The organism is Amycolatopsis jejuensis (genome assembly GCF_000717335.1).
In the GTDB taxonomy this organism is placed as follows: domain Bacteria; phylum Actinomycetota; class Actinomycetes; order Mycobacteriales; family Pseudonocardiaceae; genus Amycolatopsis; species Amycolatopsis jejuensis.
Genome location: NZ_JNYZ01000050.1, coordinates 1 through 26,390, shown reverse-complemented (window position 1 = coordinate 26,390; position 26,390 = coordinate 1). Strand labels below are relative to the sequence as shown.

30 protein-coding genes are annotated in these 26,390 nt (G+C 69.9%); 17 read left to right on the top strand and 13 right to left on the bottom strand.

Annotated features, from left to right (window positions below; translation table 11 throughout):
• Nucleotide 1 precedes the first annotated feature (1 nt).
• Genes OO71_RS42905 through OO71_RS42890 form a run of 4 tightly spaced genes read right to left on the bottom strand, consistent with a single transcriptional unit; the run spans nucleotide 2 to nucleotide 4,029 of the window.
• A complete protein-coding gene (locus tag OO71_RS42905; RefSeq protein WP_033295839.1) occupies nucleotides 2-985 on the bottom strand; it encodes an alpha-ketoacid dehydrogenase subunit beta in 984 nt (327 codons plus the stop codon).
• A complete protein-coding gene (locus OO71_RS42900) occupies nucleotides 978-1,934 on the bottom strand; it encodes a thiamine pyrophosphate-dependent dehydrogenase E1 component subunit alpha (RefSeq protein WP_033295838.1) in 957 nt (318 codons plus the stop codon). Before OO71_RS42900 ends, OO71_RS42905 begins: the two co-directional genes overlap by 8 nt.
• Before the next feature lie 39 nt (nucleotides 1,935-1,973).
• Complete coding sequence (locus OO71_RS42895; RefSeq protein ID WP_033295837.1) at nucleotides 1,974-2,789, bottom strand: IclR family transcriptional regulator; 816 nt, start codon at nucleotides 2,787-2,789, stop codon at nucleotides 1,974-1,976.
• Nucleotides 2,782-4,029, bottom strand: a complete 1,248-nt coding sequence (locus OO71_RS42890; protein WP_033295836.1) for a M20 family metallopeptidase — start codon at nucleotides 4,027-4,029, stop codon at nucleotides 2,782-2,784. The genes OO71_RS42895 and OO71_RS42890 overlap by 8 nt, the downstream gene beginning before the upstream one ends.
• Nucleotides 4,030-4,205: 176 nt before the next feature.
• On the opposite strand from OO71_RS42890, the gene OO71_RS42885 reads away from it, so the two are divergent.
• From OO71_RS42885 to OO71_RS42875, 3 genes are all read left to right on the top strand, one after another.
• Entirely contained in the window at nucleotides 4,206-5,510 is a 1,305-nt protein-coding gene (locus OO71_RS42885; RefSeq protein ID WP_033295835.1) for an aspartate aminotransferase family protein, read from the top strand.
• Nucleotides 5,510-5,917: a RidA family protein gene (locus tag OO71_RS42880; RefSeq protein WP_033295834.1), complete on the top strand. Its 408-nt coding sequence runs from the start codon at nucleotides 5,510-5,512 to the stop codon at nucleotides 5,915-5,917. The genes OO71_RS42885 and OO71_RS42880 overlap by 1 nt, the downstream gene beginning before the upstream one ends.
• 88 nt (nucleotides 5,918-6,005) lie before the next feature.
• Nucleotides 6,006-7,076, top strand: a complete 1,071-nt coding sequence (locus OO71_RS42875; protein ID WP_033295833.1) for an aminotransferase class V-fold PLP-dependent enzyme — start codon at nucleotides 6,006-6,008, stop codon at nucleotides 7,074-7,076.
• 3 nt (nucleotides 7,077-7,079) lie between these two features.
• On the opposite strand, the gene OO71_RS42870 is transcribed toward OO71_RS42875, so the two are convergent.
• Nucleotides 7,080-7,745, bottom strand: coding sequence for an XRE family transcriptional regulator (locus OO71_RS42870; protein WP_084145688.1), 666 nt, complete (start codon nucleotides 7,743-7,745; stop codon nucleotides 7,080-7,082).
• Nucleotides 7,746-7,940: 195 nt separating this feature from the next.
• The gene (locus OO71_RS42865) at nucleotides 7,941-8,447 is read right to left on the bottom strand and encodes a TetR/AcrR family transcriptional regulator (protein ID WP_033295831.1); all 507 of its coding nucleotides are present in this window, start codon (nucleotides 8,445-8,447) and stop codon (nucleotides 7,941-7,943) included.
• Between the two features lie 54 nt (nucleotides 8,448-8,501).
• On the opposite strand from OO71_RS42865, the gene OO71_RS42860 reads away from it, so the two are divergent.
• The gene (locus OO71_RS42860) at nucleotides 8,502-8,852 is read left to right on the top strand and encodes a VOC family protein (protein WP_033295830.1); all 351 of its coding nucleotides are present in this window, start codon (nucleotides 8,502-8,504) and stop codon (nucleotides 8,850-8,852) included.
• Nucleotides 8,853-9,309: 457 nt separating this feature from the next.
• Here OO71_RS42860 and OO71_RS42855 read toward each other — a convergent pair whose 3' ends face one another.
• From OO71_RS42855 to OO71_RS42835, 5 genes are read right to left on the bottom strand one after another with little or no spacing between them, the layout of a single operon-like run.
• Nucleotides 9,310-10,923 (bottom strand): sigma-54-dependent Fis family transcriptional regulator, encoded by a 1,614-nt coding sequence (locus OO71_RS42855; protein ID WP_051793081.1) that lies wholly within the window; start codon nucleotides 10,921-10,923, stop codon nucleotides 9,310-9,312.
• The gene (locus OO71_RS42850; RefSeq protein WP_033295829.1) at nucleotides 10,920-11,807 is read right to left on the bottom strand and encodes an NmrA family NAD(P)-binding protein; all 888 of its coding nucleotides are present in this window, start codon (nucleotides 11,805-11,807) and stop codon (nucleotides 10,920-10,922) included. The genes OO71_RS42855 and OO71_RS42850 overlap by 4 nt, the downstream gene beginning before the upstream one ends.
• Nucleotides 11,808-11,826: 19 nt before the next feature.
• Nucleotides 11,827-12,684, bottom strand: coding sequence for a helix-turn-helix domain-containing protein (locus OO71_RS42845; RefSeq protein ID WP_033295828.1), 858 nt, complete (start codon nucleotides 12,682-12,684; stop codon nucleotides 11,827-11,829).
• Nucleotides 12,685-12,740: 56 nt separating this feature from the next.
• A complete protein-coding gene (locus OO71_RS42840) occupies nucleotides 12,741-13,169 on the bottom strand; it encodes a YybH family protein (protein ID WP_033295827.1) in 429 nt (142 codons plus the stop codon).
• Nucleotides 13,169-13,453: a DUF1330 domain-containing protein gene (locus OO71_RS42835; protein WP_033295826.1), complete on the bottom strand. Its 285-nt coding sequence runs from the start codon at nucleotides 13,451-13,453 to the stop codon at nucleotides 13,169-13,171. Before OO71_RS42835 ends, OO71_RS42840 begins: the two co-directional genes overlap by 1 nt.
• A 194-nt stretch (nucleotides 13,454-13,647) precedes the next feature.
• Here OO71_RS42835 and OO71_RS42830 point away from each other — a divergent pair, with 194 nt between their 5' ends.
• The 13 genes from OO71_RS42830 to OO71_RS42770 all read left to right on the top strand — a co-directional run bounded on the left by OO71_RS42830 (nucleotide 13,648) and on the right by OO71_RS42770 (nucleotide 23,970).
• A complete protein-coding gene (locus OO71_RS42830) occupies nucleotides 13,648-14,955 on the top strand; it encodes an MFS transporter (RefSeq protein ID WP_051793079.1) in 1,308 nt (435 codons plus the stop codon).
• Nucleotides 14,952-15,497, top strand: a complete 546-nt coding sequence (locus tag OO71_RS42825; RefSeq protein WP_033295825.1) for a VOC family protein — start codon at nucleotides 14,952-14,954, stop codon at nucleotides 15,495-15,497. Before OO71_RS42830 ends, OO71_RS42825 begins: the two co-directional genes overlap by 4 nt.
• Nucleotides 15,494-16,237, top strand: coding sequence for an SDR family NAD(P)-dependent oxidoreductase (locus OO71_RS42820; RefSeq protein WP_033295824.1), 744 nt, complete (start codon nucleotides 15,494-15,496; stop codon nucleotides 16,235-16,237). The genes OO71_RS42825 and OO71_RS42820 overlap by 4 nt, the downstream gene beginning before the upstream one ends.
• A complete protein-coding gene (locus OO71_RS42815) occupies nucleotides 16,234-17,115 on the top strand; it encodes a beta-keto acid cleavage family enzyme (protein WP_051793076.1) in 882 nt (293 codons plus the stop codon). The genes OO71_RS42820 and OO71_RS42815 overlap by 4 nt, the downstream gene beginning before the upstream one ends.
• Nucleotides 17,099-17,527, top strand: a complete 429-nt coding sequence (locus OO71_RS42810; RefSeq protein WP_033295823.1) for a hypothetical protein — start codon at nucleotides 17,099-17,101, stop codon at nucleotides 17,525-17,527. Before OO71_RS42815 ends, OO71_RS42810 begins: the two co-directional genes overlap by 17 nt.
• Nucleotides 17,521-17,925, top strand: coding sequence for a hypothetical protein (locus tag OO71_RS42805; RefSeq protein ID WP_033295822.1), 405 nt, complete (start codon nucleotides 17,521-17,523; stop codon nucleotides 17,923-17,925). The genes OO71_RS42810 and OO71_RS42805 overlap by 7 nt, the downstream gene beginning before the upstream one ends.
• Entirely contained in the window at nucleotides 17,922-18,908 is a 987-nt protein-coding gene (locus OO71_RS42800; RefSeq protein WP_033295821.1) for a dihydroxyacetone kinase subunit DhaK, read from the top strand. Before OO71_RS42805 ends, OO71_RS42800 begins: the two co-directional genes overlap by 4 nt.
• 11 nt (nucleotides 18,909-18,919) lie before the next feature.
• Nucleotides 18,920-19,516 (top strand): dihydroxyacetone kinase subunit DhaL, encoded by a 597-nt coding sequence (gene dhaL / locus OO71_RS42795; RefSeq protein WP_033295820.1) that lies wholly within the window; start codon nucleotides 18,920-18,922, stop codon nucleotides 19,514-19,516.
• On the top strand, nucleotides 19,513-20,379 hold the full coding sequence (locus OO71_RS42790) for a beta-keto acid cleavage family enzyme (protein ID WP_033295819.1): 867 nt from the start codon (nucleotides 19,513-19,515) through the stop codon (nucleotides 20,377-20,379). Before dhaL ends, OO71_RS42790 begins: the two co-directional genes overlap by 4 nt.
• Nucleotides 20,376-22,088, top strand: coding sequence for an IlvD/Edd family dehydratase (locus tag OO71_RS42785; protein ID WP_033295818.1), 1,713 nt, complete (start codon nucleotides 20,376-20,378; stop codon nucleotides 22,086-22,088). Before OO71_RS42790 ends, OO71_RS42785 begins: the two co-directional genes overlap by 4 nt.
• Nucleotides 22,089-22,098: 10 nt before the next feature.
• Entirely contained in the window at nucleotides 22,099-22,830 is a 732-nt protein-coding gene (locus tag OO71_RS42780) for an SDR family oxidoreductase (protein WP_033295817.1), read from the top strand.
• 179 nt (nucleotides 22,831-23,009) lie between these two features.
• On the top strand, nucleotides 23,010-23,405 hold the full coding sequence (locus tag OO71_RS53520; RefSeq protein WP_084145686.1) for an MBL fold metallo-hydrolase: 396 nt from the start codon (nucleotides 23,010-23,012) through the stop codon (nucleotides 23,403-23,405).
• A gap of 187 nt (nucleotides 23,406-23,592) precedes the next feature.
• The gene (locus OO71_RS42770; protein WP_156096838.1) at nucleotides 23,593-23,970 is read left to right on the top strand and encodes an MBL fold metallo-hydrolase; all 378 of its coding nucleotides are present in this window, start codon (nucleotides 23,593-23,595) and stop codon (nucleotides 23,968-23,970) included.
• Here OO71_RS42770 and OO71_RS42765 read toward each other — a convergent pair.
• On the bottom strand, nucleotides 23,954-24,742 hold the full coding sequence (locus OO71_RS42765) for an IclR family transcriptional regulator (RefSeq protein WP_033295816.1): 789 nt from the start codon (nucleotides 24,740-24,742) through the stop codon (nucleotides 23,954-23,956). The genes OO71_RS42770 and OO71_RS42765 overlap by 17 nt on opposite strands.
• Before the next feature lie 49 nt (nucleotides 24,743-24,791).
• On the bottom strand, nucleotides 24,792-25,823 hold the full coding sequence (locus OO71_RS42760; RefSeq protein WP_162186179.1) for a LacI family DNA-binding transcriptional regulator: 1,032 nt from the start codon (nucleotides 25,821-25,823) through the stop codon (nucleotides 24,792-24,794).
• Between the last annotated feature and the right edge of the window lie 567 nt (nucleotides 25,824-26,390).

The following is a 26,390-nucleotide window of genomic DNA, read 5'->3' as shown; positions in this document are numbered from 1 at the left end:
GTCAGGCGTGGACGGCTTTGGTGACGGCCTCGGCGATCACGTCGGCGGTCGGGATCACGGCACCGGCGAGGGCCGGCGCGGCGGGAATCCGCGCGTCGGGCGCGCCGATCCGGACGGGCGGGCAATGCAGTGGCACCCCGGCTTCGGCGACCGCGGCCACGACCTCGCCGCCGAATCCGCCGACCGTGTGCGCCTCGTGGGCGACGACCAGCCGACCGGTGCGGCGGACGCTGCCCAGGAGGGTGTCGAGGTCGAACGGCCGGACCCAGCGCGCGTCGAGGACCTCGGCGTCGATGCCGTCTCCGGCGAGCCGCTCGGCCGCGTCGAGGACGCGGTGTTGCATTGCGCCCCAGGTCAGGACGGTGACGTCGGTGCCAGGACGGCGTACCGCGGCGCCGCCGAACGGCCGGATTTCGCCGCCGAGCTGCACTTCCTGCTTACCCGCGTGGTAGAGCGTGCGGTTTTCGATGACGACCACCGGGTCGTCGCACCAGATCGCGGAGAGCAGCAGGTCGTAGGCGTCCTGGTGGGTGGCGGGCAGGCAAACGCGCAGGCCGGGGATGTGCGCGAAGAACGCCTCCAGGCTCTGCGAATGCTGCGCGCACGCGCCCGGCGCGCTGCCCTGCTGCGTCCGGACGGTGATCGGCGCGGACAATGCCCCACGCGACACGTAACGGACGTTCGCCGCCTGGTTCACCAGCTGGTCAAGGGCCACGAGGAAGAAGTCGGCCCACATGATCTCGACGATCGGCCGCCGTCCGAACATCGCGGACCCGACCGCGCCGCCGAGGATCGCCGACTCCGAGATCGGGGTGTCGAAAACGCGGTCGCCGAACAGCTTGTGCAGCCCCTTCGTCACGCCGAACACGCCGCCGGGCTTGCCGACGTCCTCGCCGAACAGCAGAGCCTCGGGGCGTTCCTCGAGCGCACGGCGCAACGCCGCGTTCACGGCCTCGGCGTACGAGAGTTTCTTGATCTCAGGCATACAGGTGCTCCAGGACGGTCGAGGGATCGGCGATCGGGTCGGCGAGGGCCTGTGCGGACGCGTCGGCGATCTCGCGGGCCACACGCGCGACGACGGGGTCCACTTCGGACTGATCGACGCCGGCGGCGAGGAGTTCGCGGATGATGCGGCCGATCGGTTCGGCGGACGCGGCTTCGTCCAGCTCACCGGCGGGCCGATAGTGCTGGGCGTCCCCGATGTAGTGGCCGACGATGCGCTGGGTCATGGCTTCCAGCAGCACCGGACCCTCGCCCTCGCGCGCCCGGCGGACGGCTTCGGCAACGGCGGTCCGGACGGCTTCGGGGTCGTTGCCGTCGATCCGCGCACCGGGCATGCCGTAGGCGGACGCGCGGCGGAAGAGCTTGTCGATGCGCACCATGTCGGCGATCGGGGTGAGCTCGGAGTACAGGTTGTTCTCGACGAGGAAGATCACCGGGAGTCGCCGTACCGCGGCGAAATTCATCGCTTCGTGTACTGCGCCCTGGTTGAGCGCGCCGTCGCCGAACGCGGCGAGTGCGACGCGGCCGGACCCGTCGAAGGTGGCGGCGAGCGCGGCTCCGGCGGCAATCGGGGCTCCGGCGCCGACGATCGAATTCTCGCCGTACATGCCGTGTTCCGGTGCCGTGAGGTAGGCGGAACCGCCGCGGCCGCCGTTGATTCCGGTCCGGCGGCCGAGGAGTTCGGCGAACAGCGCGTGCGGCGGAGCGCCGCAGGCCAAGGTCCAGCCGTGTCCGCGATAGGTGGGGAAAACGGCGTCGCGGCTGAGGTCCAGGGCTGCGCAGGCGCCGACGTAAACGGCTTCCTGGCCGTTGCACAGGTGGACCGAGCCGACGACGTCGCCGGTCCCGCGCAGGCGGGTGACCTCTTCCTCGAAGAAACGGATGCGCTGCATCGCCTCCAGATGACGCAGCAGCGCGGCGGGTTCGGGCATGGGGGTACCCACTTTCGTGCTCGGGTAAGGGAAACAGGGTCAGGAAACGTCTCGGGTGGCACAGCCGGACGGTTCGGGCGTCGGCACGACCAGCCGTCCGGTGCGGAGCAGGCCGCTCGCCATCACGGCGGCCTCGCGGACCTCCTTGATCAGCCACGCTTGCCGTTCGACGAACCGCGGCTGCGGCACGGAAACGGTGAACGCACCGGCCGGCACCCCGCTCTCGCCGAAGAACGGCGCGGCCACGCAGCACACGCCGGGGCTGAATTCCTCCAGGTCCATGGCGTACCCGCGGCGCCGGATCGCGGAGAGATCGGCGGTGAGGGCTTCGTAATCGGTGATCGTGTTCGGCGTCACCGGCTCCATCGGCACGCCGTCGAACATCGCCGCGACCTGCTCCTCCGGCAGGAAGGCGAGCACCGCCTTGCACGACGCGCGGGCGTGCATGCTGCCGGTGTACCCGACGTCGAGGTTGCCGACGTTGAGCGTGTGCAGCCCGGACAGGAAGTGTTGCAGTGTAAGCGTTCCGTGATGCCAGCCGGCGATGTACGAGGTCTCGTGGGTCTTGTTGTGCAGCCGGGTGAGGATCAGCGCCAGCTCGGGTGACGGCCCGGACCGCCGCTGCAGGTGGCGGCTCAGCGACGCCGCTCGCGGGCCCACGTCGTACCGGCCGCCGGGCAGCCGGATCAGGTAACCACCCGCGACGAGCGTGCGGAGCAGGTGGTAGCAGGTGCCGATCTTGATGCCGAGCTGGCGGCTGAGCACCTTGGCGGTTGCCGCGCCGTCTGCCGCGGCGACAGCTTCCAGCACCTGGAGCCCGCGTTCCAGCGTGTGCAGGACCGTGGTGTCAGCCATCGCTTACCTCCAGCCTGGTCAACGCGAGCGCGAGCACCTTGGTGGCTTCGACGACGTCGCGCTCGGCCACGCATTCGTCCGGCGCGTGTGCTTTCGTCACCTCACCGGGGCCGAAAATCGCGGTCGGAATGCCGCGGGAGCCGAAGAAGGCGGCGTCGGAACCCGCGGTGAAGCCTTTGCGGGTTGCGGTGCCAGTGCAGGTTTCTTGCGCGGACTGCAGTGCTTTGATCAGGGGGCTGTCCAGCGGAGTTTCCCAGCCAGGCAGGCCTTCGTGGTCCCAGCGGACGACCGGCGGATGGTCGCGGAGCCAGCCGTCGGTGGCCGCGACCTCGGCGAGTACCTGCTCGACCTCGCGGCGGACTGCTGCCAGGTCCTCGCCGGGCTTCAGGCCGATCCGGCCGGACATCGTGGCGAAGTCGGGCACCGCCGCGCGCCAGCTCCCGGCGCGCGCGGTGCCGACCGCGAACGGAATCGCCGTCGGAACGTCGGCGAACAGCGGATGCCGGTACGAAGCCGACCGCTTGCGTGCGAATTCCGCCAACGCTTCCCGGATGCGGATCAAGTGCTCGAAAGCGTCGACCCCACGCCACGGTGCCGAGGTGTGCGCGGCGACGCCCGTGACGTCGACGGTGAAGAACAGCAGACCGGTGCTGATCGGGACGATGGCGCCGTCAGTCGGTTCCAGGACGAGCGCGGCGACCGGGCCGGGTACTTCGAGCGCCGCGGCGCGGGTGCCGACGCCGGTGGTTTCCTCCGCGACGACCAGCTGCACGGCCACATCGAACGGCAGGTCGACACCCAGGTCTTCGAGCACCGCGAGCGCGTACAGCCCGGCTGCGATACCGCCCTTCATGTCCACCGAGCCGCGACCGTGGACGTGCCCGTCGAGGCGGAGACCGGAGTACGGCGGGTGAGCCCACAGCTGCTCGTCCCCGGCCGGGACGACGTCGAGGTGGCCGTTGAGCACCACACACGGCAGACCGCGGCGGCGCGGGTACCAGGCGATGAGGTTCTCGCGGGCGTCCGGCCGGGGCTCGGCGGCGGCGAGGCCGGTCGGGCCGACGGGCTGGCGGGTGACCGGCCATCCGCGGCGGGCGAACCAGTCCGCGTACCTGCCGCTGACCCGGTCCTCCCAGCCGCTTTCGCTGGGTTCCCGCACGGTCTCGGCCAGCAGGTCGAGCAGGTCGCCGGACATCACGTCGACCCGTGCCTGCACCTCGCGGTCGCTCGGTCGAGGCATCGTCACCTCCCGTTCACTTCGTCGGACCGGGGAACTGTGCGACGCCGGCCACGTCCAGTGCATCAGACTGAACCCGTTTTTCGACTATCTGAAATTCAGCGCCCCGCGCGGGGGAGTGCCGTGTCGCGCCGACCTACGGTCACCGGCACTCACCGACCCCGCCGAAGGAGGCCCCCGTGTCCCACGCCGAGCTGCTGCAGCGGCACCGCCAGGTGATGCCGAGCTGGCTGAACCTGTACTACGACGAGCCGATCGAGCTGGTCCGCGGGACCGGCCGCCGCGTCACCGACGGCGAGGGCCGCGAGTACCTCGATTTCTTCGGCGGCCTGCTGGCCACGATGGTCGGGCACGACATTCCCGAGATCACCGCGGCCATCCGCGAACAGGCCGGGCGGCTGCTGCACTCGTCGACGCTGTACCTGATCCGCAACCAGATCGAACTGGCCGAACGCGTCGCGCGGTTGTCCGGGATTCCCGACGCGCGGGTGTTTTTCGTGAATTCCGGTACCGAGGCAGTCGAAGCGGCGCTGCTGCTCGCGACGCAGCAACGGCGGTCGCACCAGGTACTGGCGCTGCGCGGCAGTTACCACGGCCGTTCGTTCGGGACCGTGGCCACGACCGGCATCCGCGGCTGGTCGGCGACTGCGTTGAGCCCGTTGGCGGTCACGTATGTGCACAGCGGATACCGCTACCGCAGCCCGTTCCGCGACCTCGACGACGCCGGGTTCATCGCCGCGTGCACCGAGGAACTGCGGACGATCCTGGAGACCTCGACCTCCGGGGACGTCGCGTGCCTGCTCGCCGAGCCGATCCAGGGTGCGGGCGGGTTCGCGACGCCGCCCGAGGGCTTCTTCCCGGCGATGAAGGAGGTGCTCGACGAGTACGGGATTCTGCTGGTTTCCGACGAGGTCCAGTCGGGATGGGGGCGGACCGGGCGGTCGTTCTTCGCGATGAACGGGTTCGGCGTGGTGCCGGACGCGATCACGTTCGCCAAGGGGCTCGGCAATGGCGTGGCCGTCGGCGGGGTGGTGGCGAGTGCATCGTTGATGGACTGCCTGACCGCGAACTCGATCTCCACTGCCGGGGGAAATCCGCTCGCGATGGCGGCCGGGGTGGCCACGGTGGACTACCTGCTCGACCACGATCTGCCGACGCAGGCGGACAAGGTCGGCGAGCATCTGTTGCGGGGCCTGCGCGCGATCGCCGAGGACTGCCCGCTGATCGGCGAGGTGCGGGGGATGGGCTTGATGATCGGGGTCGAGCTGGTGCGGCCCGGGACGCGCACCCCGGCGGTCGCCGCGACCGGTGCGGTGCTGGAAGCCGCGCGGGAACGCGGAGTTTTGTTGGGGCGCGGGGGATTGCTCGGCAATGTGCTGCGCGTGACGCCGCCGATGACCGTCACCGTCGCCGAGGCTGACGAGTTTTTGTCGGTGCTGCGTGATGCACTGTCCGCAGTGAATCTCTCGGAGGGGGAGAAGTGATGATCAAGCGGTGGAATCCGGACAGCGTCGGAGCTCCGGTCGGCCGGTACAGCCATCTCGCGCAGGTGCCTGCCGGGTACGAGCTCGTCGTGGTGGCCGGGCAGATCGGTGCGCATCCGGATGGCACGCTCGCCGGGCCGGACGCGGAAACGCAGACCCGCGAGGTGCTCGCGAACGTCGAACGGCTGCTGGCCGCGGCCGGGGCTCGGCCGGAGCATCTGGTGAAGGTGTTCAGCATGGTTGCGGGCACTGAACATCTGGGTGGTTTCCGCACGGCGCTCGGCGACGTGTTCTCGCTGTGGTTCCCGGATGCGGACTGGCCGGCGCAGTCGATGATCGTGGTGTCGGCGCTCGCGCGGCCGGAGATCGTCGTGGAGATCGAGGCGATGGCTGCGGTGCCTCGATGAATGACCCCAGTCGTGGAGATTGAGGCGATGGCTGCGGTGCCTCGATGACCCCAGTCGTGGAGATTGAGGCGATGGCTGCGGTGCCTCGATGACCCCAGAGGAGTTCCGGGCATTGTTTCCGGCGCTGCTCTCGGAAGTGTGGCTGGATACGCCTGGTGCGCCACCCGGTGCGGAGCCGGTCGTTGCCGCGCTTCGGGAGACGCTGGACGAATGGTCGGCCGGGAGTTTCGACTGGCTGGCCTGGGATGGCGCTTCGGCGCGGGCACGGGAGCTGTTCGCTGCGTTCGTCGGAGTGGATGCGTCGTGTGTTGCGGCTGTGTCGTCCCTTGCGGAAGCTGCTGCCGCGGTAGCCGGTTCGCTGCCGCGTGGGCGGATTGTTGTTGCGGAGGAGGAATTTCGGAGTAATCGGTACCCGTGGCTGGCGCGGCATGACGTGGTCAGCGTCCCGGCGCGGGGAGTCGAGGATTTGATCGCTGCGCTGGACGAGGATGTTGCGCTGCTTGCAGTGAGCGAGGTGACCAGCCGGACGGGGCAGCGGTTCGACCTGGCGGCGCTGCGTGCGGCGACGGACGAGGTCGGCGCGAGGCTGTTCGTCAACCTCACGCAATCGCTGGGTGCCTTGCGCTTCGATCTCGACGCGGTGCGGCCGGATTACCTTGCGGTGCACGGGTACAAGTGGCTGCTGTGCCCGCGCGGCACGGCGTGGCTGGTCGCGCGGCCGGACCGGGTCGATGAGCTGGTGCCGCTTGCGCCGGGCTGGAAGTCGACGGAACCTCCGCACGGTTATTTCGGCGGGCCGCTGGAGCTGGCCACGGGCGCGTCCCGCTGCGATGCTTCCCCGGCGTGGTTTTCGTGGATCGGTGCTTGCGCGGCCTTGCAGGTCCATGCGGCGTTGGATCCGGTGCAGGTCGAGCAGCACGTGCTGGGGCTGGCCTCGGCCATGGTCGCCGAAGCCTCGGCGCTGGGCCTTCGCCGGGTGACTGAAGGCCCGTTGTCGCAGATCGTCGTGCTGGGTACCGGCTGTGCGCCGGAGCTGGCCGCCGCATTGGCCGAAAACCATGTGCGGGCAACAGCTTTGGGCGACCGGGTCCGGTTCGGGTTCCACTACTTCAACACCGAGGAGGAGGTGGTGGCCGCGGCACGGGTTCTTCGCGGTTGAGGCTCAGTTCGCTTGGGGTGGCGCGTCGGTGTTCGGATCGAGCACCCACAGCAGGTTCGTGGGGTGCGGGCCGGGATTGAACAACGCGTGCGGCACCCGGGCGTCGAGCTCGAAGGAATCGCCGGTGGCGAGCTGGTACTGGTCGGTGCCGACGGTGCCGACGGTGCCGACGGTGCGGACGAGGGTGCCGGACAGCAGGTAGGCGTGTTCGATTCCGTCGTGCCCCAGCGGTGGCGCGCCCACCGTGGTCGACACGCCGGCGTCGTAGGTGACGAGGCCGAACCGGAGCGGACCTTCGGGGCTGGCCAGGCTTTCCCACCGCACGCCGAGCGCCCTGACCCGGTGCGGGCGGGAGTTGTGGCGTCCGATCAGCACCCCGTGGCCGCCCTCCTGCCCGTTCGGGCGAGCCGGGTCGGGGTCCAGGGTGAACAGCTGGTCGAGCGACAGCTCCAGGACGGTCGCCATCGCGTAGAGCGTGTTGATGCTCGGGAGCGTGCGCCCGGTTTCGATGTGGCCGACCAGCGCCGGGGAGACGCCCAGCGCACGCGCGAAATGCGTGGGTGGACAGCTTCTTCGCCAGCCTTCCCGCGCGCAGGCGGTCCCCGAGATCGGCGGGCATGTTCTGCTCCGCGGGGCGGGCGGGCTTCGTCGCTCATGAACCGTTCGCATCCTGCTTCACCGTGCTGGGCTGTGCCGAACTGTGCTGGGGCTGTGCCGAGCTGTGCTGGGCCATGCTGTGCTGGGACGTGCCGTGCCGAGCTGTGCCGGGCCGAGCCGAGCCGAGCCGAGCTGTGCTGTGCCGAGCCGTGCTGGACCGTGCTGGGCTGTCCTGAGATTACGGGGTCAGCCCGAGGCGATCACGCCTCACCTGCCCAGCACGTACCCCAGTGATGCCCGCGCGGCCGCCGCGGTGGTTCCGTCGGCGACCGTCAGGAGGGCGGCTCGCCAAGCTGCCGCCAGGATGTCGGCGGCGGGGGCTTTGTGCTTGGTCAGCAACGGTTTCAGCGCGGCGGCCACCGGGTCCTCGCGTTCGACCGGGGGCTGTTCGCCGAGAATGCGGCACACGGTGAATTTCACCGCAGCGTCGAAGGCCACGAGCAGCGCGGCGCGCACCGCAGGCCGCCCGCCGCCCGCGGCTGCCGCGGCGCCCTCGATCCGCTCGACGATCCGCTTTTCGAGTTCTTCGCGGACGGTGAGGTACAGGCCGAGTTTCGAGCCGAAGTGGTGGTACAGCGAGCCGGTGGTGACGCTCGCCTTCGACGCCAGCTCGACGACGTTCACGGCCTCGTACCCGGCCACCTCGAACTGGTGCATGGCCGCCTCGATGAGCCGGGCCTTGGCCGACCCGGGGACCGGGATCCACTCGCGCATGCCGTCAGCATAACCGGTTGACGGGATTCCGTAACCGGTTTACGGTCGAGCGGTATGAAGCTGACGTTCCTGTACCAGCCGGTGAAAGATCTCAAGGAGTCGGTCGCGTTCTACCGCGACGTGCTCGGTTTCGACGAGTCGTGGCGGGAGGGCGATCTCACGGCGGCGTTCGCGATCCCGGGCTCGGAGGTGGAACTCATGCTCGACGTCCCACCGGACACAGGCCCCCGATGGGGCGCGGGCGGGTTTTATGCGGTCGAGAGCGTGGACGCTTTCCTCGAGGCCCACCCGGACCTCGACTGGCAGGGAGAGATCGAGATGCCCGGCGGGAAGGGAGCGACGTTCCTCGATCCGTCCGGGAATGCGGTGCATTTGTTCGACCAGAGCACGGCCGGGGGAGAGTAGCCGCGGACCGGGGGTGGCCGCGGGTTGCCGAAGTGACGGTCGCGCGGGGGCGAGAGCGGGCTGCCGGGCTGCCGGGCTGCCAGGGTGACGGGCTGCCGGGGTGACGGGCTGCCGGGGTGACGGGCTGCCGGGGTGACGGGCTGCCGGGGTGACGGGGGTGCCGGGCTGCCGGGGTGACGGGCTGCCGGGGTGACGGGGGTGCCGGGGTGCCGGGCTGCCGGGCTGCCGGGCTGCAGGGGTGACGGGGTGACGCTCGTGCGTAGGAGAGTCCGGCGAGAGCATGCTGCCGGGCCGACGGTCGCGCATGCGACGTCCCGCCAGGACACGCGTGGGTTGCTGAGCCCGACAGTCCCCTGAAAAGGCGCATCCAGACCGCTCGCCAAGCGAGCCGATCACCGCCAGGCAAGCCATCCGCGCCCAAGGACAGCAGGTCCCCTCCTCAGACACGGGGGCCGGGTCAGGCTTTGATCCGCAACGTGCGGATCCGGTTGTACAGCGTCCCCCTGCTGATGCCCAGATCCTTCGCCGCCTGCAGCTTGTTACCGCCGGACCGGGACAGCGCCTCGACGATTGCGTCGTGGTCGGCTCGGTCCCAGCGGGTCAGCCGGGAGGTCGCGGGCGCCGTGCGGTATTCGGGTGGGAGGTCGGCGACCAGGATGTCCCCGACGCTGCGGTGCGTGGCGGCCGTGCGCACCACATGGGCGAGTTCCCGCAGGTTACCCGGCCAGTCGAGGTCGGCGAGGTGGGCCAGTGCGGCCGGGGTGAAGCGCGCCGAACCGCCGGTTGCCTCGGTCAGCAGGGTGCGGGCCAGCGCCGGGATTTCCGCGCGCCGGTCGCGGAGCGGGGCCAGTTCGATCCGGCCGAGACAGCGGTGCACGAGGTGCCGGTGATCGGGCCCGAGCTGCTTGATCGGCGGCCCGGTGAGCGCGATCCACGCACCGCGCGCGATGCGGTCACCCACTGCCCGGAGTTCGCGTTCCCCCAGCAGTTCAAAGCCCTCCACCACGACCAGCGCCCCCGATTCCGCGGCCCGGCTCACCCGCTCGAGCCACGTCGGCCCGTCTGCGCAGCCGATCGTCACGACCTCGCTTCCGTCGGTGAGCCGCGCTGCGGTCGTGGTGCGGCCGGTGCCGGGTTCGCCCACCACGACCGTCGACAAGCGGCCCGCGCGGCAGCGCGTCAGTTCCCGTTCCACCGCGTCGCGGGGAGGACCGCTCACGTGGCGCGCGCGGTAAACCGGCACGAAGGAAATCAGCACACTGCCATGCGCGTCGATCGGTTCGATGTGCAGCAAAAGGTCGAGGCCGTTCGCGGTACCGAACCGGATACCCGGCCGTGCGGGGAGGTCTCGCAAGCGGGAATGATCGGAAGCGTCGAGGTGGTCGAGGGCGGTCCGGTTGGCGAGCAAGACCTCACCGTCTTTGGACAGCGCGAGCACGGCGCGTTCACCCCGCCGGGCGGTGGCCTCCTCGAAAGCGTGCAACATCCGGCGCCGGGACTCGCGGGCACCAGTGAGCAGCGCGCGTTCGACGTCGGCGACCGCCCGGCGCAGGTACGGTCCGAACAGCGGGTTTTCGTCCCCGGCGCGCCCGGCCAGGTCGAGCACGCCTTCCAGCCGCCGGGTCACCGGATGCACGATCGGGTACCCGTAGCAGCTGTAGCGGCGCATCGCGTGGGCGAAATGCTCACCGCCGCGCACGGACATGCCGCGCCGGAGTTCGAACGGCGTCGCAATGCCGTTGGTACCGGTGGATTCCTCGCTGAACTGCCGCCCGAGCACCACGCCGGTGCTGTCGAGGACCGCCTCGGCGCGGTGGCTGATCCGGCCGCGGTGCACGATCCGGGCGGCGCTGTCCGCGAGCACGGTGAAGTACGCCGTGCCGGACAGTTCGTCGGCGACCCGGTCGAGCACCGGCCGCGCGGCTCGCAGCAGGCGGCTGTCCGGGTCCACCTCGACGGCACCCAGCCGGTCCAGCGCAAGCTCCGGCCGGACCCCGGCCTGCCACGACCGCTTCCACGAACCCCGGATCGCGGCGGACGCGGTGGACGGCAGTTCCCGGTCGAACGTCATGGCGTGCGGTAGAGCGGCAGGAACTCGTCGCGGATGAACGTTTCGATCGACGTCGGGGTGGTCGTCTCGGCGCTGCGGGGCTGGATCGTGCACAGATGCCCGGTGTTCATCGCCTCGCCGACCTCCGCCATCATCTCGGCGACGTTCTCCGCCACCCCGTCCCGCAGGAGCCCGTCGCGGAATTCGGCAATGCTGACCTGGTCGTATTCCAGGCCGGGCTGATCGACCGCGCCGGCAATCACGTCCATCACCTCCGCCATCGTCAAGTCCCGTTCGCCGTGCAGTTCCCGGATGCCCTGCCACGGTCCGGTGAGCGCATCGGCCACGGCGGCGCCGACGTCGCCGGTGCAGATGAACGGAATCGGCACGTCCGGGCGGAATGGCGCGCTGACGCGTCCGTGGTCGCGGACGCTCTCGACGTACCCGAGCAGGTTCTCCATGAAGTACCCGGCGCGCAGCCAGACCGCCTCGACCCCGGGTACCGCGGACAGCCGGTTTTCGAAGCGGTGCAAGCCTTTCACCGGTCCGGTACCGGTCGCGTGCTGGGCGCCCCAGCTGCTCAGCCCGACGACCCGCCGCACGCCGGATGCGGCGACCGCGTCGGCGAGCGCGGCCGTCAGCTGGTCCTGGAAAGCGGCGAAGGCGGGATGGCCGGGCAGATAGTTCGGCTGGAGGACGGCGTAGACCGAGTCAGCTCCGGCGAAAGCGGTGGTCAGCGCGGCGGCATCGGCCGGATCGGCCTCCCGGACCTCGGCGCCGCGTTCGGCCAGGTCGGCGAGGCGGGTGGCGCTACGGCCGACGACCCGGACCCGGTGCCCGCCGGAGAGCAGGCGCAACGCAGCCGCGCGGCCGGTGCGGCCACCGGCCCCGGTGATGACGTACATGGGGACCTTTCTGTTTCGGTCAGTGCGGGCGGCTCCGGGCCCGGCCGGAGAGCGTCGCCAGCGAGGCGAGACGCGCCAGCGCTTCGGCGGAGGCGTCGTCGGCGGGGTGGTAGGCCCAGACCTGGTGGCCGCCGCTGTCGGGCAGTTCCAGGACGTGTTCGTCGAAGGTCACCGGGCCGACCAGCGGGTGCCGGAACAGCTTCCGGTCGATGACCTTCTCGTACAGCTGATGGTGCGCCCACGAGGTGCTGAACTCGGTGCTGCGGACCGCGAGCTCGCCGACCAGCCCGGCGAGCTCCGCCGAGTCCGCCGCACCGGCCGCGTTGGCCCGCCGCAGCGACGCCACCGTGCACTGCGCGAACGCGGCCCAGTCCACGAAGAACTCGCGGGCGCCGGGATCGAGGAACACCATCCGGGCGTAGTTCTCCCGGTGTTCCATGCCGTCGTAGAGCAGGTCGCCCAGCGCGTTGTCGGCGACCACGTCGAGCCGCCGGTCGACCACGATCGCGGGTACGGCCAGTGAGTCGAGCAGGCGCTGGAGGGCTTCGAAGCGAGCGCTGCTGAGTGCCCCGCCGGACGTGGCGCCTTCGCCCGCGGACACGAGTTCGTGCAGGTAGTTCGCCGCCGCCGGGTCGAGCCGGAGTGCGGTGGCCAGGCCGTCGAGCACGGCCCGGGACGGATGCCGTTCCCGGCCCTGTTCGAGGCGGATGTAGTAGTCGGTGCTGATCCCGGCCAGCATCGCGACCTCGTCCCGGCGCAGGCCCGGCACCTGCCGTTCGCCGCCCGGCGGGAGCCCGTGGTCCGCCGGGCGCACCTGACGGCGGCGGACCCGCAGGAACTCGGCGAGCGGCCCGTGACCCGTTTCGGTGGCAACCATGCGACCACAGTAAGTCGCCGGGCCTGGATCGCGGGTATGAGCGCAACACCCACCCGTCACACGGGGGTCAGCGCCGAGCCGTGTTCGCGGACGATCCGCCAGCGCCCCTCGGTCCGCCGCAGCAGGAGCGACGACCGGGTGGCCGCCTTGTCCACGCGGCCGGGTTCGAACTCGAAGCTGCTGGTGAAGAACACGTCGGCGTACGCGAGATCGCCGGTCACACTGACGAACGGCGGGCCGTCGACGGTGTTGGACAGGCTGATCAGCGATGCGAGCTCGGTGTCCCAGATCGCGGCGTACTCGGCAGCGGAACGGGCGATCCGGCGCTGCGGATCGGCGTTGTCGTGCAGGACGACGTCCGCCGAGGTCCAGTCGTAGAACTCCTCCAGCTGGGCGCGGAAGTCGAACGGCGGGCCGTCCGGCGGGCGGCGCCATCCCTCGGTCGCCCAGCGCAGGAGCACGTCGGTGACCTCTTCAGCGGACATCAGAGCCCCTCCACGATCAGCAGCCGGTAGTCGACCGCTCCTTCGCGGAACTTCTTCGCCGCGCGGTATTCGGCGCTCTCGTACCATTCCCGGGCCTGCTCGTAGCTGTCGAACTCGACCAGCACGACGCCGTCCGCCGCCGCGCCTTCGAGCACCGTGAACCGGCCGTCGGAGGCGTGGAACTTCGCGGTCGACGGCAGCGTCGGGGGCGCGGTTTCCAGGTATTTGGCATACGAACCCTGGTCGTGCACCTGTTCACGGATGCCGATGAGGTAGGCGGACATCGGGGTACTCCTTCGGATTCGGCGGGATCAGCCGACCGTAACCGGGTGCGGACGGCCCGGGGTGGCCGTCGCACACCCACCGGCAGTCATGTCTCGATCAATGAGACAACGGCATTGAACCCCGCCGCGCCGCCGCTCATGATGACCGCTGCGCGCGCTCACTCATTCCTGCGGCATGTATCGAGGTGGATATCGTGCTCGGACACAACCGGACCGCTCCGGCGGCGGCGGTCGACGGGGACCAGGTGCTGCGGAAGGTCACGCGCCATTTCCTTCCGCTGGTCGGCCTGTGTTACATCGTGCTGTACCTGGACCGGCTGAACATCGGCGTCGCGGCGCTCACGATGAACAGCGAACTCGGCATTTCGGCGACCGCGTACGGGTTCGCCGCCGGGATCTACTTCTGGAGCTACACGATCCTGGAACCGCCCAGCAACTGGGTGCTTTCCCGGGTCGGCGCCCGTAAGTGGATTTCCCGCATCATGGTGACCTGGGGACTCGTCACCATCGGCACGGCGTTCGTGCAGGGCGAGACCAGCCTGACGATCATGCGCGTGCTGCTCGGCGTCGCCGAGGCGGGCTTCTCGCCCGGCATGCTGTACTTCGTCTCCCGCTGGTATCCCAACGCCCGCCGAGGCGCGGCGATGTCGTGGATCGTCACGTTCATCTGCATCTCGGGCCTCGGCACGCCGCTGATGACGCACGTCCTCGACATGCACGGCTTCCTCGGGCTTTCGGGCTGGCGGTGGATCTTCATCATCACCGGCATTCCGGCCGTGGCGCTGGCGTTCGTGTGCCTGCGCCGCCTGCGCGACACCCCGGCCGAGGCGGGTTTCCTGAGCGAACCCGAGCGGAACTGGCTGACGAAGGTACTCGCCGACGAGTCGAAGGACGCCGTCGGGCACGGGCCCGGCGCGTTCCGGCGTGGCCTGGCCGAACCGCGGGTGCTGCTGCTGATCGTGGTGTTCCTCTGCGTGACGTTCAGCCTCAACGGGTACCAGCTGTGGATTGCGCAGATGCTGAAGAGCTTCGGCCTGAGCACGCAGTCGGTCGGCTGGGTGGCTGCGCTGCCGCCGCTGATCGCGATCGGCCCGATGATCTGGTGGATGCGGCATTCGGACCGCACCCGCGAACGGGGTGTGCACTTCTGCATTGCCGCGCTCGTGGCTGCCGCCGGGTTCCTGCTGGCTGCGCTGTCGTTGTCGACGCCTGCGCTCGCCATCGTCGGGTTCTGCATCGCCGGGGTCGGGCTGTACACCGCGATGGGCGTGTTCATCACGATCCCGGCGAGCTTCCTGACCGGTGCCGCGCTCGCGGCCGGATTCGGCGTGATCAACGGGCTGGGCAACCTCGGCGGCTACTTCGGACCGCAGGTCGCCGGGCTGCTCAAGGACGCGACCGGCGGGTACGGCCTCGCGATCGGCTCGTTCGCCGTCGCGATGACCATTGCTTCGCTCGTGATCCTCGGCCTCAAGCGGCTGAACCGGCGGGCGGCGGCATGAGCGCCGCGTTCGGGCCGATCCGGCAGAACGGTTACGTCGTCGAGGATCTGCACCGCGCGGTGCGGCACTGGACGGACGTGATCGGGGTGGGTCCCTTTTTCGTGGTCGACGACCAGCCGCTCAACGGATTCCGCTTCCGCGGCGAGCCCAGCGACGCCCGGATCAGCGTCGCCCTCGCGCAGAGCGGTGGCATCCAGATCGAGCTGATCCAGCCGTTGAACGACGCGCCGTCGGCGTTCACCGAATTCGGCCGGGAAGGGTTGCAGCACATTGCGTTTTGGACTGACGAGTTCGACACGGCCATGCGAGAGGCCGGACGCCGCGGCCTCACCGTGTTGCAGGAAGGCTGCTCCGGCAGCGGCGCGCCGGACGAACGGTTCGTGTACTTCGCCGCCGAACAGCATCCGGGCACGATGATCGAACTTTCCGAGACCTGTGGTGCGAAGGGTGCGTTGTTCCGTGCGGTGGCCGCCGCGGCCGAGGGCTGGGACGGCACCGATCCGGTCCGGGACATGCGGAGTCTCCTGGGCGGACAGTCATGAGCCGGTCGGTGGTGGTGACCGGCGGGGCGTCGGGGATCGGGCTGGCGACGGTACACCGGCTGCATCGCGAAGGCTGGCATGTCGTGGCCGTCGATCGGAATACGGACGCGCTGCCGGAGGACGAGCGGATCACGCCGGTGCTGGCTGACGTCACCGACGAAACGCAGGTCGACGCGGCTGTCGAGGCGGCGGATCGGCTCGGCGACGGGCTTGGTGCGGTGGTCACCTGCGCCGGGGTCGTCCGCAATGCGCCGGTGACGGAAACGACCTTGGCGGATTTCCGGCGGTCGTTGGACGTCAACCTGACCGGCACTTTCCTGGTGTGCCGGGCCGCCGCGCGAGTGATGCTTCAACGCGGAGCCGGCGGGTCGCTGGTCACGATCTCGTCGGTGTCCGGGCTGCGCGGCGGTGAGCAGCGGGCGGGGTACGCGTCGTCGAAAGGCGGGGTGCTGGCGCTGACCCAGGTGCTCGCGGGAGAGCTCGGTCCGGCCGGGATCCGGGCGAACTGCGTGGCACCGGGAGCGACCGACACGCCGCTCGTCCGGGTCGCCCAACCTCCGGCGGTACGTGACGCCGTGGTCGCCTCGATTCCGCTCGGCCGGTACGCACACACCGAGGAAATCGCTGCGGTGATCGCGTTTCTGGCCGGTTCGGAGTCGACGTTCGTCACCGGGCAGACCTGGTGCGTCGACGGCGGTCAGACCGCCGGACCCGGCTGGCGGCTGGGGGAGAAACCGTGACCCCGCTGGTGATCGGGGTGCACCCGAACGAGAACATGATGCGCGACGACAATCCGCACGTCCCGTGGTCACCGCAGGAAATCGCCGAGGACGTCGCGGCTTGCGCGGCCGCGGGTGCGTCCGTGGTGCACTACCACGCCCGGATGCCGGACGGCGCGCCGGATCATCGTCCGGAAGGCTACCGCGAGACCGCCCGGCTGATCCGGGAGCGGTGCGACGTCCTGCTCGCCCCGTCACTCGCGAACGGCCCGGGATTTTCCGTGGAACAGCGGCTGGCACCGGCTCTGGCGGCCAAGCCCGAGTTCCTGACCATGGACATGGGTTGCGCGATCATGGACCTGTGGGACCCGCACCGACAGCAGTTTTCCAGTGCGGACAAGGTTTTCGTCAACAGTACTGAGACGCACCGCGCATTGTTCGCTTGTGCGCGGCGCGAAGGTTTCACGCCGTGGCTGGCGTCGTTCAACGTCAGCTGGACGCGGACGATCGCCGCGCATCTCGCCGCCGGGGAGGTGCTGGGTCCGGCAGTTCTGCAGTTCGTGCTCGGCGGTCCGGAGTTCCCCGCGGCCCATCCGGCGACGTCGGCGGGGCTCCGCGCGCACGTGGAATTCCTGCCGGAGCGCGAAAACCTGGCGTGGATCGTGTCCGCGCACCGGGCCGACGTCCTTGAGACCGCGGAGGAAGTGATCCGGCTCGGCGGGCACATCGCGATCGGGGTCGGCGACTTTGCGCATGCCGCACGGGGTTTCCCGACGAACGCCGAGCTGGTCGAGCACGTCGTTGCCGTGGCGAAGCAGGTCGGTCGCGAGGTCGCGACCACGGATCAGGCGCGGCAGATTCTCTTGGAGAGGAGCAGTATTCATGCGGGTGGTCGATGACCACGGTGGACCGGTGCGCACGGTCGTCCGGCGCGGCGAGCTGATTGTGGCGGTGATGGATTCCGTCGCCTTCGCGTCCGCCGAACATGCCGGACAGCTCATCGTCACCGGGTCGCACGGCGGGGCCAGCGCGGGCGAGTACGCCCGCCGCGGCCGGGTCGCCGCGGTCGCCTGCAACGACGCCGGGATCGGCAAGGACGACGCCGGGGTGGCCGGGCTGGCGGCGCTCGACGACGTGGTGGGGGTGGCCGTCGGGCACGAAACCGCGCGGATCGGCGACGGGCCGGACACCTGGGAAAGCGGGATTGTCAGCTACGCCAACCGGGCGGCGCTGGCCGCGGGCGTGCAGGTCGGGGAGCCGCTGGCCGAGGCGTTCACCCGGCTGGCGACGGAATGGGGGCACGGATGTTGAGGGAAGTGGTGGCCGAACAGCGGGGCCGCCGGGTGATTCTGGTGGACAGCATGTCGCAGGCCGAATACGAGGACCACGACCAGATCCTGGTCGCGGCGTCCAACGGCGGCGCGGAATCCGGGCGGGTCGCGGTGCGGTGCGGTTGTGCCTGCGCGGTCTTCAACGACGCCGGGGGCGGCAAGGACGGCGCGGGAATCGCCGGGCTGGCGATCATGGACCAGGCCGGGATCGCGGGCGCGGCGGTCGGCCATTTCACCGCGCGGATCAGCGACGCGCGCGACATGTGGGAGAACGGCGTGCTCACCCACGTCAACGAAGCCGGACGCGCGGCGGGGTTGCGGGTCGGAGACCCGGTGCAGGCGGCGATCGCGCGTTTCTTCGAGGAGGCGGCGGCATGACGGCGTTGTTCAACGAACCGGCTGGGTTCGTCGCCGAGGCATTGGCCGGGTTCGCCCGTGCGCACGCCGGGCTGATCCGGTACGAGCCCGATCCGGGTTACGTCGTGCGGGCGAACCCGGCGGCGAAGGTGGCGTTGGTGTCCGGTGGCGGGTCGGGGCACGAGCCGCTGCACACCGGGTTCGTCGGCGCGGGAATGCTCGACGCCGCGGTGCCCGGCGCGGTCTTCGCGAGTCCGACGGCCGCGCAGATCCGGGCCGCGGTGCGCGCTGCTGACCGGGGGCGAGGCGTGCTGCTGGTGGTCAAGAACTACACGGGCGATGTCCTGAATTTCAGTATTGCGGCGGAGCTCGCTGCAGAAGACGGCATCGACGTGCGCACCGTCCTGGTCGCCGACGATCTCGCGACCGACAGCGCCGACGGCCCTGGTCGCCGCGGCACGGCAGCTGTAGTAGCAGTGGAGAAGATCGCCGGTGCCGCGGCGGAAGCGGGTGCGGACCTCGACGCTGTTGCGGACATCGCAACCCGGGTTGCCGCGTCGGCGCGTACGTTGGCGCTCGCGTTCACAGCTTGCACTGCGCCGGGACGGGACCGTCCGGCGTTCGAGCTCGGGCCGGACGAGATCGAGTTCGGCGTCGGCATCCACGGCGAGCGGGGGATCGAGGTACGGAAGGCGGCTCCGGCGGCGGAACTGGTCGCGCAGCTTGCCGAACCGGTGGTCGACGCGCTCGGCCTGGCCGCGGGCGAGAAGGTGATTGCGCTGGTCAACGGCCTCGGGGCCACGCATGGCCTGGAACTGGCGGTCGCGCATGAGGAACTGGTCTCGTTCCTGGCTGCGCGGGACATCGTGGTTGCGCGGGCGCTGGTCGGCTCGTACGTGACCGCGCTCGACATGAAGGGCTGCTCGATCACCCTCGTCCGCGCCCCGGCCGAGTTCGTCGACCGCTGGGACGCGCCGGTGCGCACCCCGGCCCTGACCTGGTGAACGGAGTTTCCATGACTGCTCAGCACTGGATCGAGGCCTTTGCCGCGTCGGTCCGCGAACACGCCGCCGGGCTGGCCGACGCCGACCGGCTCGCCGGGGACGGCGACTACGGCGACAACCTCACCTCCGCTGTACAGCGCGCGGAAAAGGCGTTGCAGGCGACCAAGCCGGACACTCCGGGTGGCGTCCTGCTCGCGGTGTCCGACGGGTTCCTGGCTACCGGTGGTACCAGCGGACCGTTGTTCGGCATGTGGTTCCGGGAGCTGGGCCGTTCGGTCGGGGCTGAGTTGACGACCGCCGGTTTGGCTGAGGGCGCGGCCCGCGGCGCCGCTACCGTGCAGCGCCTGGGAAAGGCCGAGGTCGGGCACAAGACGATGGTCGACGCGATGGTCCCGGCTGCTTCGGCGTTGGCAGCCGGTGGACCGCTCGACGAAGCTTTAGACCGGGCCGCTGCGGCCGCTCTGCAGGGCGCGGAGTCCACAAAGGACCTCGTCGCGCGGCGGGGCCGGGCCAGTTACGTCGGCGAGCACGCGGTCGGGGTCGTCGATCCGGGTGCGCGGACTGTTGCGCTGTTCTTCGCGGCCGGTGCGCAGGTGACGAGCGCATGAGGCCCGTGATCGTCACCGTTGCGCCGACCGGCGGCATGCTGACCTCCGCGCAGCACCCGTACGTGCCGACTCAACCCGGTGAAATTGCTGCCGACGTGGCTCGATGCGTTGCGGCGGGGGCGAGTGTTGCGGCGCTGCACGCGCGTCGGCCGGACCAGGCGGCGACCTGCGACCCGGAGGTCTACCGCTCGATGACCAAGCTCGTGCTGGACCGCTGTGACGTGGTGATCAACCACTCCACCGGTGGCGGCATCAACGGCGACCTGGTCCGCGAGACCGGGCGGGGGAAGGTCGTCGACCACGAGGAACGGCTGGCCGGTGCGTTCGGCGGCGCCGACACCTGCACCTTGGACACGATCACCGCGTATGTCGACGGCCCGGACGGCGAGGTCTTGATGAGCACGCCGCGGTCGTTCGCGCGGCGGCTTGCGGAAACGTTCCGTGAGGTCGGCGCGAAACCGGAATGGGAGGTCTTCAATCACGCAAATCTGATTGCTGATTTCCCTTCGCTGCTCGAATTCGACCGGGCTCCGTACATTGTGAATCTGGTCCTGAATCAGCATCGGATTTTTCAGAACGCCTTGCCGTACACCCCGTCAATTCTGCGCAGTCTCGTCTCGCTGCTGCCGGAGGGTGCGGTGTTTTCCGCGACGGTGTGCGGCCCGGATCCGTTGCCCGGGTTGACCGACGCGCTCGATCTGGGCGGCCACGTCCGGGTCGGGATCGAGGACAGCCCGTTCGGCGCGGACGGCCGTCCGATGTCCAATGTGGAGCAGGTGGAACGGGTCGTCGCGCTCATCCGCGGCCGAGGTGACGAGCCCGCGACCCCGGCGCAGGCCCGCGAGATACTGGGGCTGGCATGAGTGCGCGGCGGTCGCAGGACTGGTTCGGCGGCACCGGCGTCAACGGGTTCATCGCGCGTTCGTGGATGAAGAACCAGGGGCTCACCGACCGCGATTTCGACGGCCGTCCGGTGATCGGGATCTGCAATACCTATTCCGAGCTGACGCCGTGCAATGCGCATTTCCGCGAACTGGCCGGGCACGTCAAGCGCGGGGTGCGCGAGGCGGGCGGGCTGCCGGTGGAATTCCCGGTGATGTCGCTGGGGGAAACGATTCTGCGGCCCACGTCGATGTTGTTCCGGAACCTGGTCAGCATGGACGTCGAAGAGTCCATCCGGGCCAATCCGCTCGATGGCGTCGTGCTGCTGTGCGGGTGCGACAAGACCACGCCCGCGTTGCTGATGGGTGCGGCGAGCGCGGACCTGCCGTCGATCGTCGTGTCCGGCGGGCCGATGCTGACCGGGCGGTTCCGCGGCCGGGCACTCGGGTCCGGTACCGACATGTTCGCGATGTCCGAGGACGTCCGCGCCGGGCGGATGAGCGAGGCGGACTTCCGGGCGGCGGAATCGTGTATGTCGCGGTCGGCCGGGCACTGCAACACGATGGGTACGGCGTCCACGATGGCCGCGATCACCGAGGCGCTGGGGGTCGCGCTGCCGGGCAATGCCGCGTTGCCCGCGGTCGACTCCCGGCGGCGCGTGCTGGCGCGGGACGCCGGTGCCCGTGCGGTGGAGATGGTGCACGAGGAGCTGCGACTGTCCACAGTGCTCACTCGCGCGGCGTTCGAGAACGCGGTGAAGGTGAATGCGGCCATCGGCGGGTCGACGAATGCGGTGATCCACCTGCTGGCGCTGGCCGGACGGGCGGAAGTCCCGTTGTCGTTGGCCGACATCGACGCGCTCGGGCGGTCGGTGCCGCTGCTGGTGGACCTCGTGCCGTCGGGCCGGTTCCTGATGGAGGACTTCTTCACCGCGGGCGGAGTCCCGGTGGTACTGCGGGCACTCGGGGACCTTCTGCATCGCGATGCGTTGACGGTGACGGGCTTGTCGCTCGGGGAGAACGTAGCGGATGCACCCGATCCCGACGGTTCGGTGATCCGGAGCCTTGCGGAACCGCTGGCCCAGGATGCGGGAACGGCTGTACTGCGCGGGAACCTGGCTCCGGACGGCGCGGTGATCAAGCCGTCCGCTGCCAGTGCCCGGTTGATGACGCACCGGGGTCGCGCGGTGGTGTTCCACGGAATGGACGATTTCCGCGCGCGCATCGACGATCCGGACTTGGTGGTTGACGCGGATTCGGTGCTGGTCCTGACCGGGGCCGGGCCGCGGGGGTACCCGGGCATGCCGGAGGTCGGCAACCTGCCGCTGCCGAAATCTCTGCTGCGGCAGGGAATCACCGATCTCGTGCGGATCTCCGACGCCCGGATGAGCGGGACCGCCTTCGGCACGGTGGTACTGCACGTCGCGCCGGAGTCGGCCGCCGGGGGACCGCTCGCGCTGGTCCGCGATGGGGACTTCATCGAGCTGGACGTGGCCGCCCGGAGGCTGCATCTGGACGTGCCGGCGGTGGAACTTGCGCGGCGGCGGGCGGACTGGAAGCCGCCGGAACCGGTGGTCGGCAGCGGGTACCAGAAGCTGTACGTGGATCATGTGAGCCAGGCGGACCAGGGCGCGGACTTCGATTTCCTCCGCGGCCGGCGTGGGTCTGCCGTGCACGGCGACAACCACTGAGGAGGGTTTCATGACAGTCGCGGTGGTCACCGGCGCAGGCAGCGGCCTGGGCCGGGTCATTGCCAGGGCCATGCTGGACGACGGGTACCAGGTCGCGCTCGCCGGTCGCCGCGCGTCGGCCTTGGCGGAAACGGCCGGGGAGTCGGGAGCGTTGGTCGTGCCTGCGGATGTGGCGGATCCGGATTCGGTCACCGCGTTGTTCGACCAGGTGACAGCTGCCTGGGGACGGGTCGATGTGCTGGTGAACAATGCCGGGGTCTTCGGTCCTGCGGGCTTGCCGGACGAGATCCCGGTGGATGCCTGGCAGTCCTGTGTGGACACCAACCTGACGGGCGCGTTCCTCTGCGCCCGCGCAGCTTTCGGCGTAATGCGACGGCAGGATCCCCGCGGCGGGCGGATCATCAACAACGGCTCGATCTCGGCGCACAGCCCGCGGCCGGGTAGTATTGCCTACACTGCAACGAAACATGCGATGACGGGTTTGACGAAGTCGTTGTCACTGGACGGTCGCCCCTTCGGGATTGCCTGCGGGCAGATCGATATCGGCAACGCCGCCACGGATCTCACCGCTGGGATCGCCACCGGCGCTCGCCAAGCCGACGGCTCAGTGCGCCCCGAGCCGACCTTCGACGCTTCGCATGTCGCCGACGCCGTCCGCTACATGGCCGGGCTGCCGCTGGAGGCCAACGTCCAGTTTTTGTCGGTGACCGCTACTACCATGCCTTTCATCGGACGAGGTTAGGGATGACGTCGTGGTTGGGAGGTGTGCGGATCGACCGGTTGCTGAGATGGAACATTGGCCCTTTGCGGCGGCGGAGCTGTTTCCCGGGGTGCCGGGCCGGGGTGAGCTGGGCTTGTCGATTACGACCCACCTGGTGCGAGTACCCGGGCTGACGGTACTGATCGACGCGGGCAACGGGAATGCCAAGCAGCGGGCGGTGCTGCGGGCACCACATGTTCGATGCGCCATACCTGCCGCGCCTGGCCGTGGCTGGGGTCCAGCCGGAGGACGTCGACGTCGTAGTGGCAACGCACCTTCACCCGGACCACTGCGGCGGCTTCACGCGCCTCGGCAACGGCCGATGGGTTCCGACGTTCCCTCGGGACCGGTACTTGATTCCCCGTGGCGAGTATGGGTGGCTCGCGGAGTTGGTCGCATCCGTCGTGCGGGGCGGTGTGGGCGATCTGGTTGAGGATGCGTTGCGGTGGGTGGTGAGTTGGACGCGTCGGTCGTGGGGGTCGGTGTGGGCGATCTGGTTGAGGATGCGTCGCGGGTGGGTGGTGAGTCGCATCCGTCCTGGGGGACGGTGCGGGTGATCCGGTTGAGAACGCGTCGCGGGCAATGTTCCCGCGCGGCGCGAAAACCGCGGCTGAGGGCGCGCGCCCGGGTAGTGGCGAATTGCCCGAGTCTGCGCCGGGGGATGGTGCGGCTTGGCTGCCTCCACCCGCGCGCAACGCAGATGACCTGGCCGAATCCTTGCCCCAAGACACCATAGCGGCAGATTTGGCCAGGACGTTCGCCGACAGTGTCCTCTCGGTGGTCGAAGCGGGGCTGGCGGAGTTCATCGACCTCCCGTACCCCGTCGCGCACGGGATCACCTTGCGCGCTTTCCCCGGGCACACCGTGGGCCACCTCATCGCGGAGATCACCAGCGGTGGTCAGCACGCGATCGTGAGCGGCGACGTCCTCCATCACCCACTCCAGTTCGCCGACCTGAGCCTTGCCCAATCCGGTGACGCAGACCCCGCGGCGGCAGCCGAATCCCGCCGGAAACTGTGCGAAATGGCGGTGGCACGGGACGCACTGGTGTTGCCCGCGCATTTCCCCGCGGGCCGGATTTCCCGGGCCGGCAGGGGATTCCGGTTCATCCCCGCCACGTGAGTACCGGGCGGACCACCGACTCCGCCATTGCCAGTTCGCGAGTGATGGCCAGCGCACTGGTCCGCACGGCGGCGTCCACCCGGGACAGGTTGATCCGGCCGGCCATACCGGAGATGGACAAGGCAGCCAGCACCGCGCCGTCCGGGCCGAAGATCGGTGACGCGACACCGGTGACGTCCGGGAAGGACTCCTGCCGGTCGAAGGCGACGCGGGCGCGGCGCACGCGTTCGAGTTCGGCTTCGAGGGCGGTGGGGTCGGTGATCGTGTGTGCGGTGAGGCGTTTCAGCGGCTTGCCGAGAATGCTGCGGACCTCGTCAGCGGGCCCGAACGCCAGCATCACCTTGCCGGAGCAGCTGGCGTGCGCGGGCCAGCGGCCACCGGTGCGCAGCGGCAGCCGCGGGGCGCGTTCGGCTCGCAGGATGTCGACGTGCACGACTTCGCCCTCCTGCTCCACGGCAAGCCCGACGTTCTGCCCCGTCGCCTCGTGCAGCACGGCCATGTGCCGCCGCGCTGCTTCCTGAAGGCTGCGTGGGACCAGCTGTCCCAGCTCGAACAGCAGCAACCCCGGCCGGAACGCGGTCCCGTCACGCTCGAGGAGTCCGCTGCGGACCAGCTCCTGCAGCATCCGGTACACCGTCGCCCGCGGCAGCCCAGCCCGGCGCGCGACGGTGGCCGCGCTGACCGGCAGCGTCCCGCTGCGAAACTGCTTCAGAATCAGCGCGGCCCGCCCGATCGCGGTGACCTCGCCGTCCTCCCGATGGGCTGGGCACATGGACCCATCTTGCCCCGGCGAACGCCGCGGCCCCAACCTGGTGTCTCGTTCAATGAGACAATGCGGGCGGACGGCAGCTGGAGGCCCGTACCACCAGCTCGGGTGTCAGCGTGACGCTTTCGGCAGTCCGTCCGGCCACCATGTCGAGCAGGGTGCGCGCCGCGATCGAGCCCATCAGCTTCAGCGGGTTCCGGACCGTCGTCAGCTCGCAGGCGGCCGCGATGTGGACGTCGTTGTAGCCGACGATCGCGACGTCGTCACCGGGCCGCAACCCGTGTTCCCGCAACGCGATCGACGCGCCGAGCGCAGTGAAGTCGTTGACTGCGAAGACGGCGGTGATGTCCGGGTGCCGCTGCAGAATCCGTTCCATGGCCGCGCGGCCGCTCTCCGGATCGAGTGAACACGGCTCGATCCGGCTTTCCGGCACGGAAATGCCGCGTTCGGCCAGCACGGCGAGACAGCCGGCGGTGCGCTGGGTGGTGGCGCTGGACCACGCGCGGCCGGAAAGCAGCGCGATGCGCTCGTGACCGAGGTCCGCAAGGTGCCCGCCGGCGAGGCGGCCGCCGAGATGGTCGTCGGCGACCACGGCCGCGCGGTCGCCGACCTTGCGCATCACCATCAGGTACGGCACGCCCTGCTGGTCGAGCCAGGAGGCATAGCGGCCGTCGAGGTGCCCGTCGGCGACGAGCAGGCCGTCGACCCGCCGCGACAGCAGCAGTTCGGCCCGCCTCTTCTGCCCGTCGAGCTGGTCGCCGGTGCTCGCGACGAGTGCCTGGTACCCCCGCTCGACGACGGTCTGGTCGATCGCCTCGTAGATCGTGGCCATCGCCACGTCGGTGAGGTAAGGGACCAGCACTCCGATGGCGTTGGACCGTCGGGTGCGAAGGGTGGAGGCCGCGAAATCGGGGCGGTAACCCAGTTTCTCCGCCAGGTCGCGAATCCGGGTGACGTTTTCCGACCGGGGATTTGCTTCCCCCCGCAGGGCGCGGGAGACGGTGGTGGGATGGACACCGGCGAGGTCGGCGACCATGCGGAGGGTCACGCGGCCGGGCGGAGGCGCCGGAGGTTCGCGATCGTGCACGTGTTGCTCCACCTGTCCCCGGGATCCTGGTCGAATGGCCAGGTTACCGCCCTGGGGGTGGGAGTGCCGGGATCTATGGGGGAGTCGGGGGCAGATCGGTGCTCGGGGTGGGTGGCCGGGGTTGCGTGAAGGTTCTCTCGTGGGGCGTGGGTGGGCACCCCGAAATTTGAGTGTCACGACGGTCGGAGGGGGCTGTCAAGGCGGGAAAGAGTACCTTGACAGCCCCCTCCGACCGTGTGGAGGCTTCGGATCGGGGATGCAGGGCGGGGGCTGGGTCCCTGTCTTGAGTGAGTCCGGCCGCGCGGGAAGGCTGGGTGCGGTCGGGTGGGTGGTCCGTGAAGGCCATCTTGAGGGAGTCTGACCTGGATCCACCGGGTTGAGTTTTGTTGATCTTGGTGGTGGGTGTGGGGGTGTTTTCTGTTGGGTGGGCGTGGTGGTGTGGCTGGCGTTGCACCAGTGCGTTCCACTGTGGGTTCTCCGGTCGGGGTGGGCGGGGGTGGGGGCGGTTCAGGTTTTGTGGTGGGTGGTGGTGAACAGGGTGTGCCAAGTGTTTTTCCAGGGCCAGTT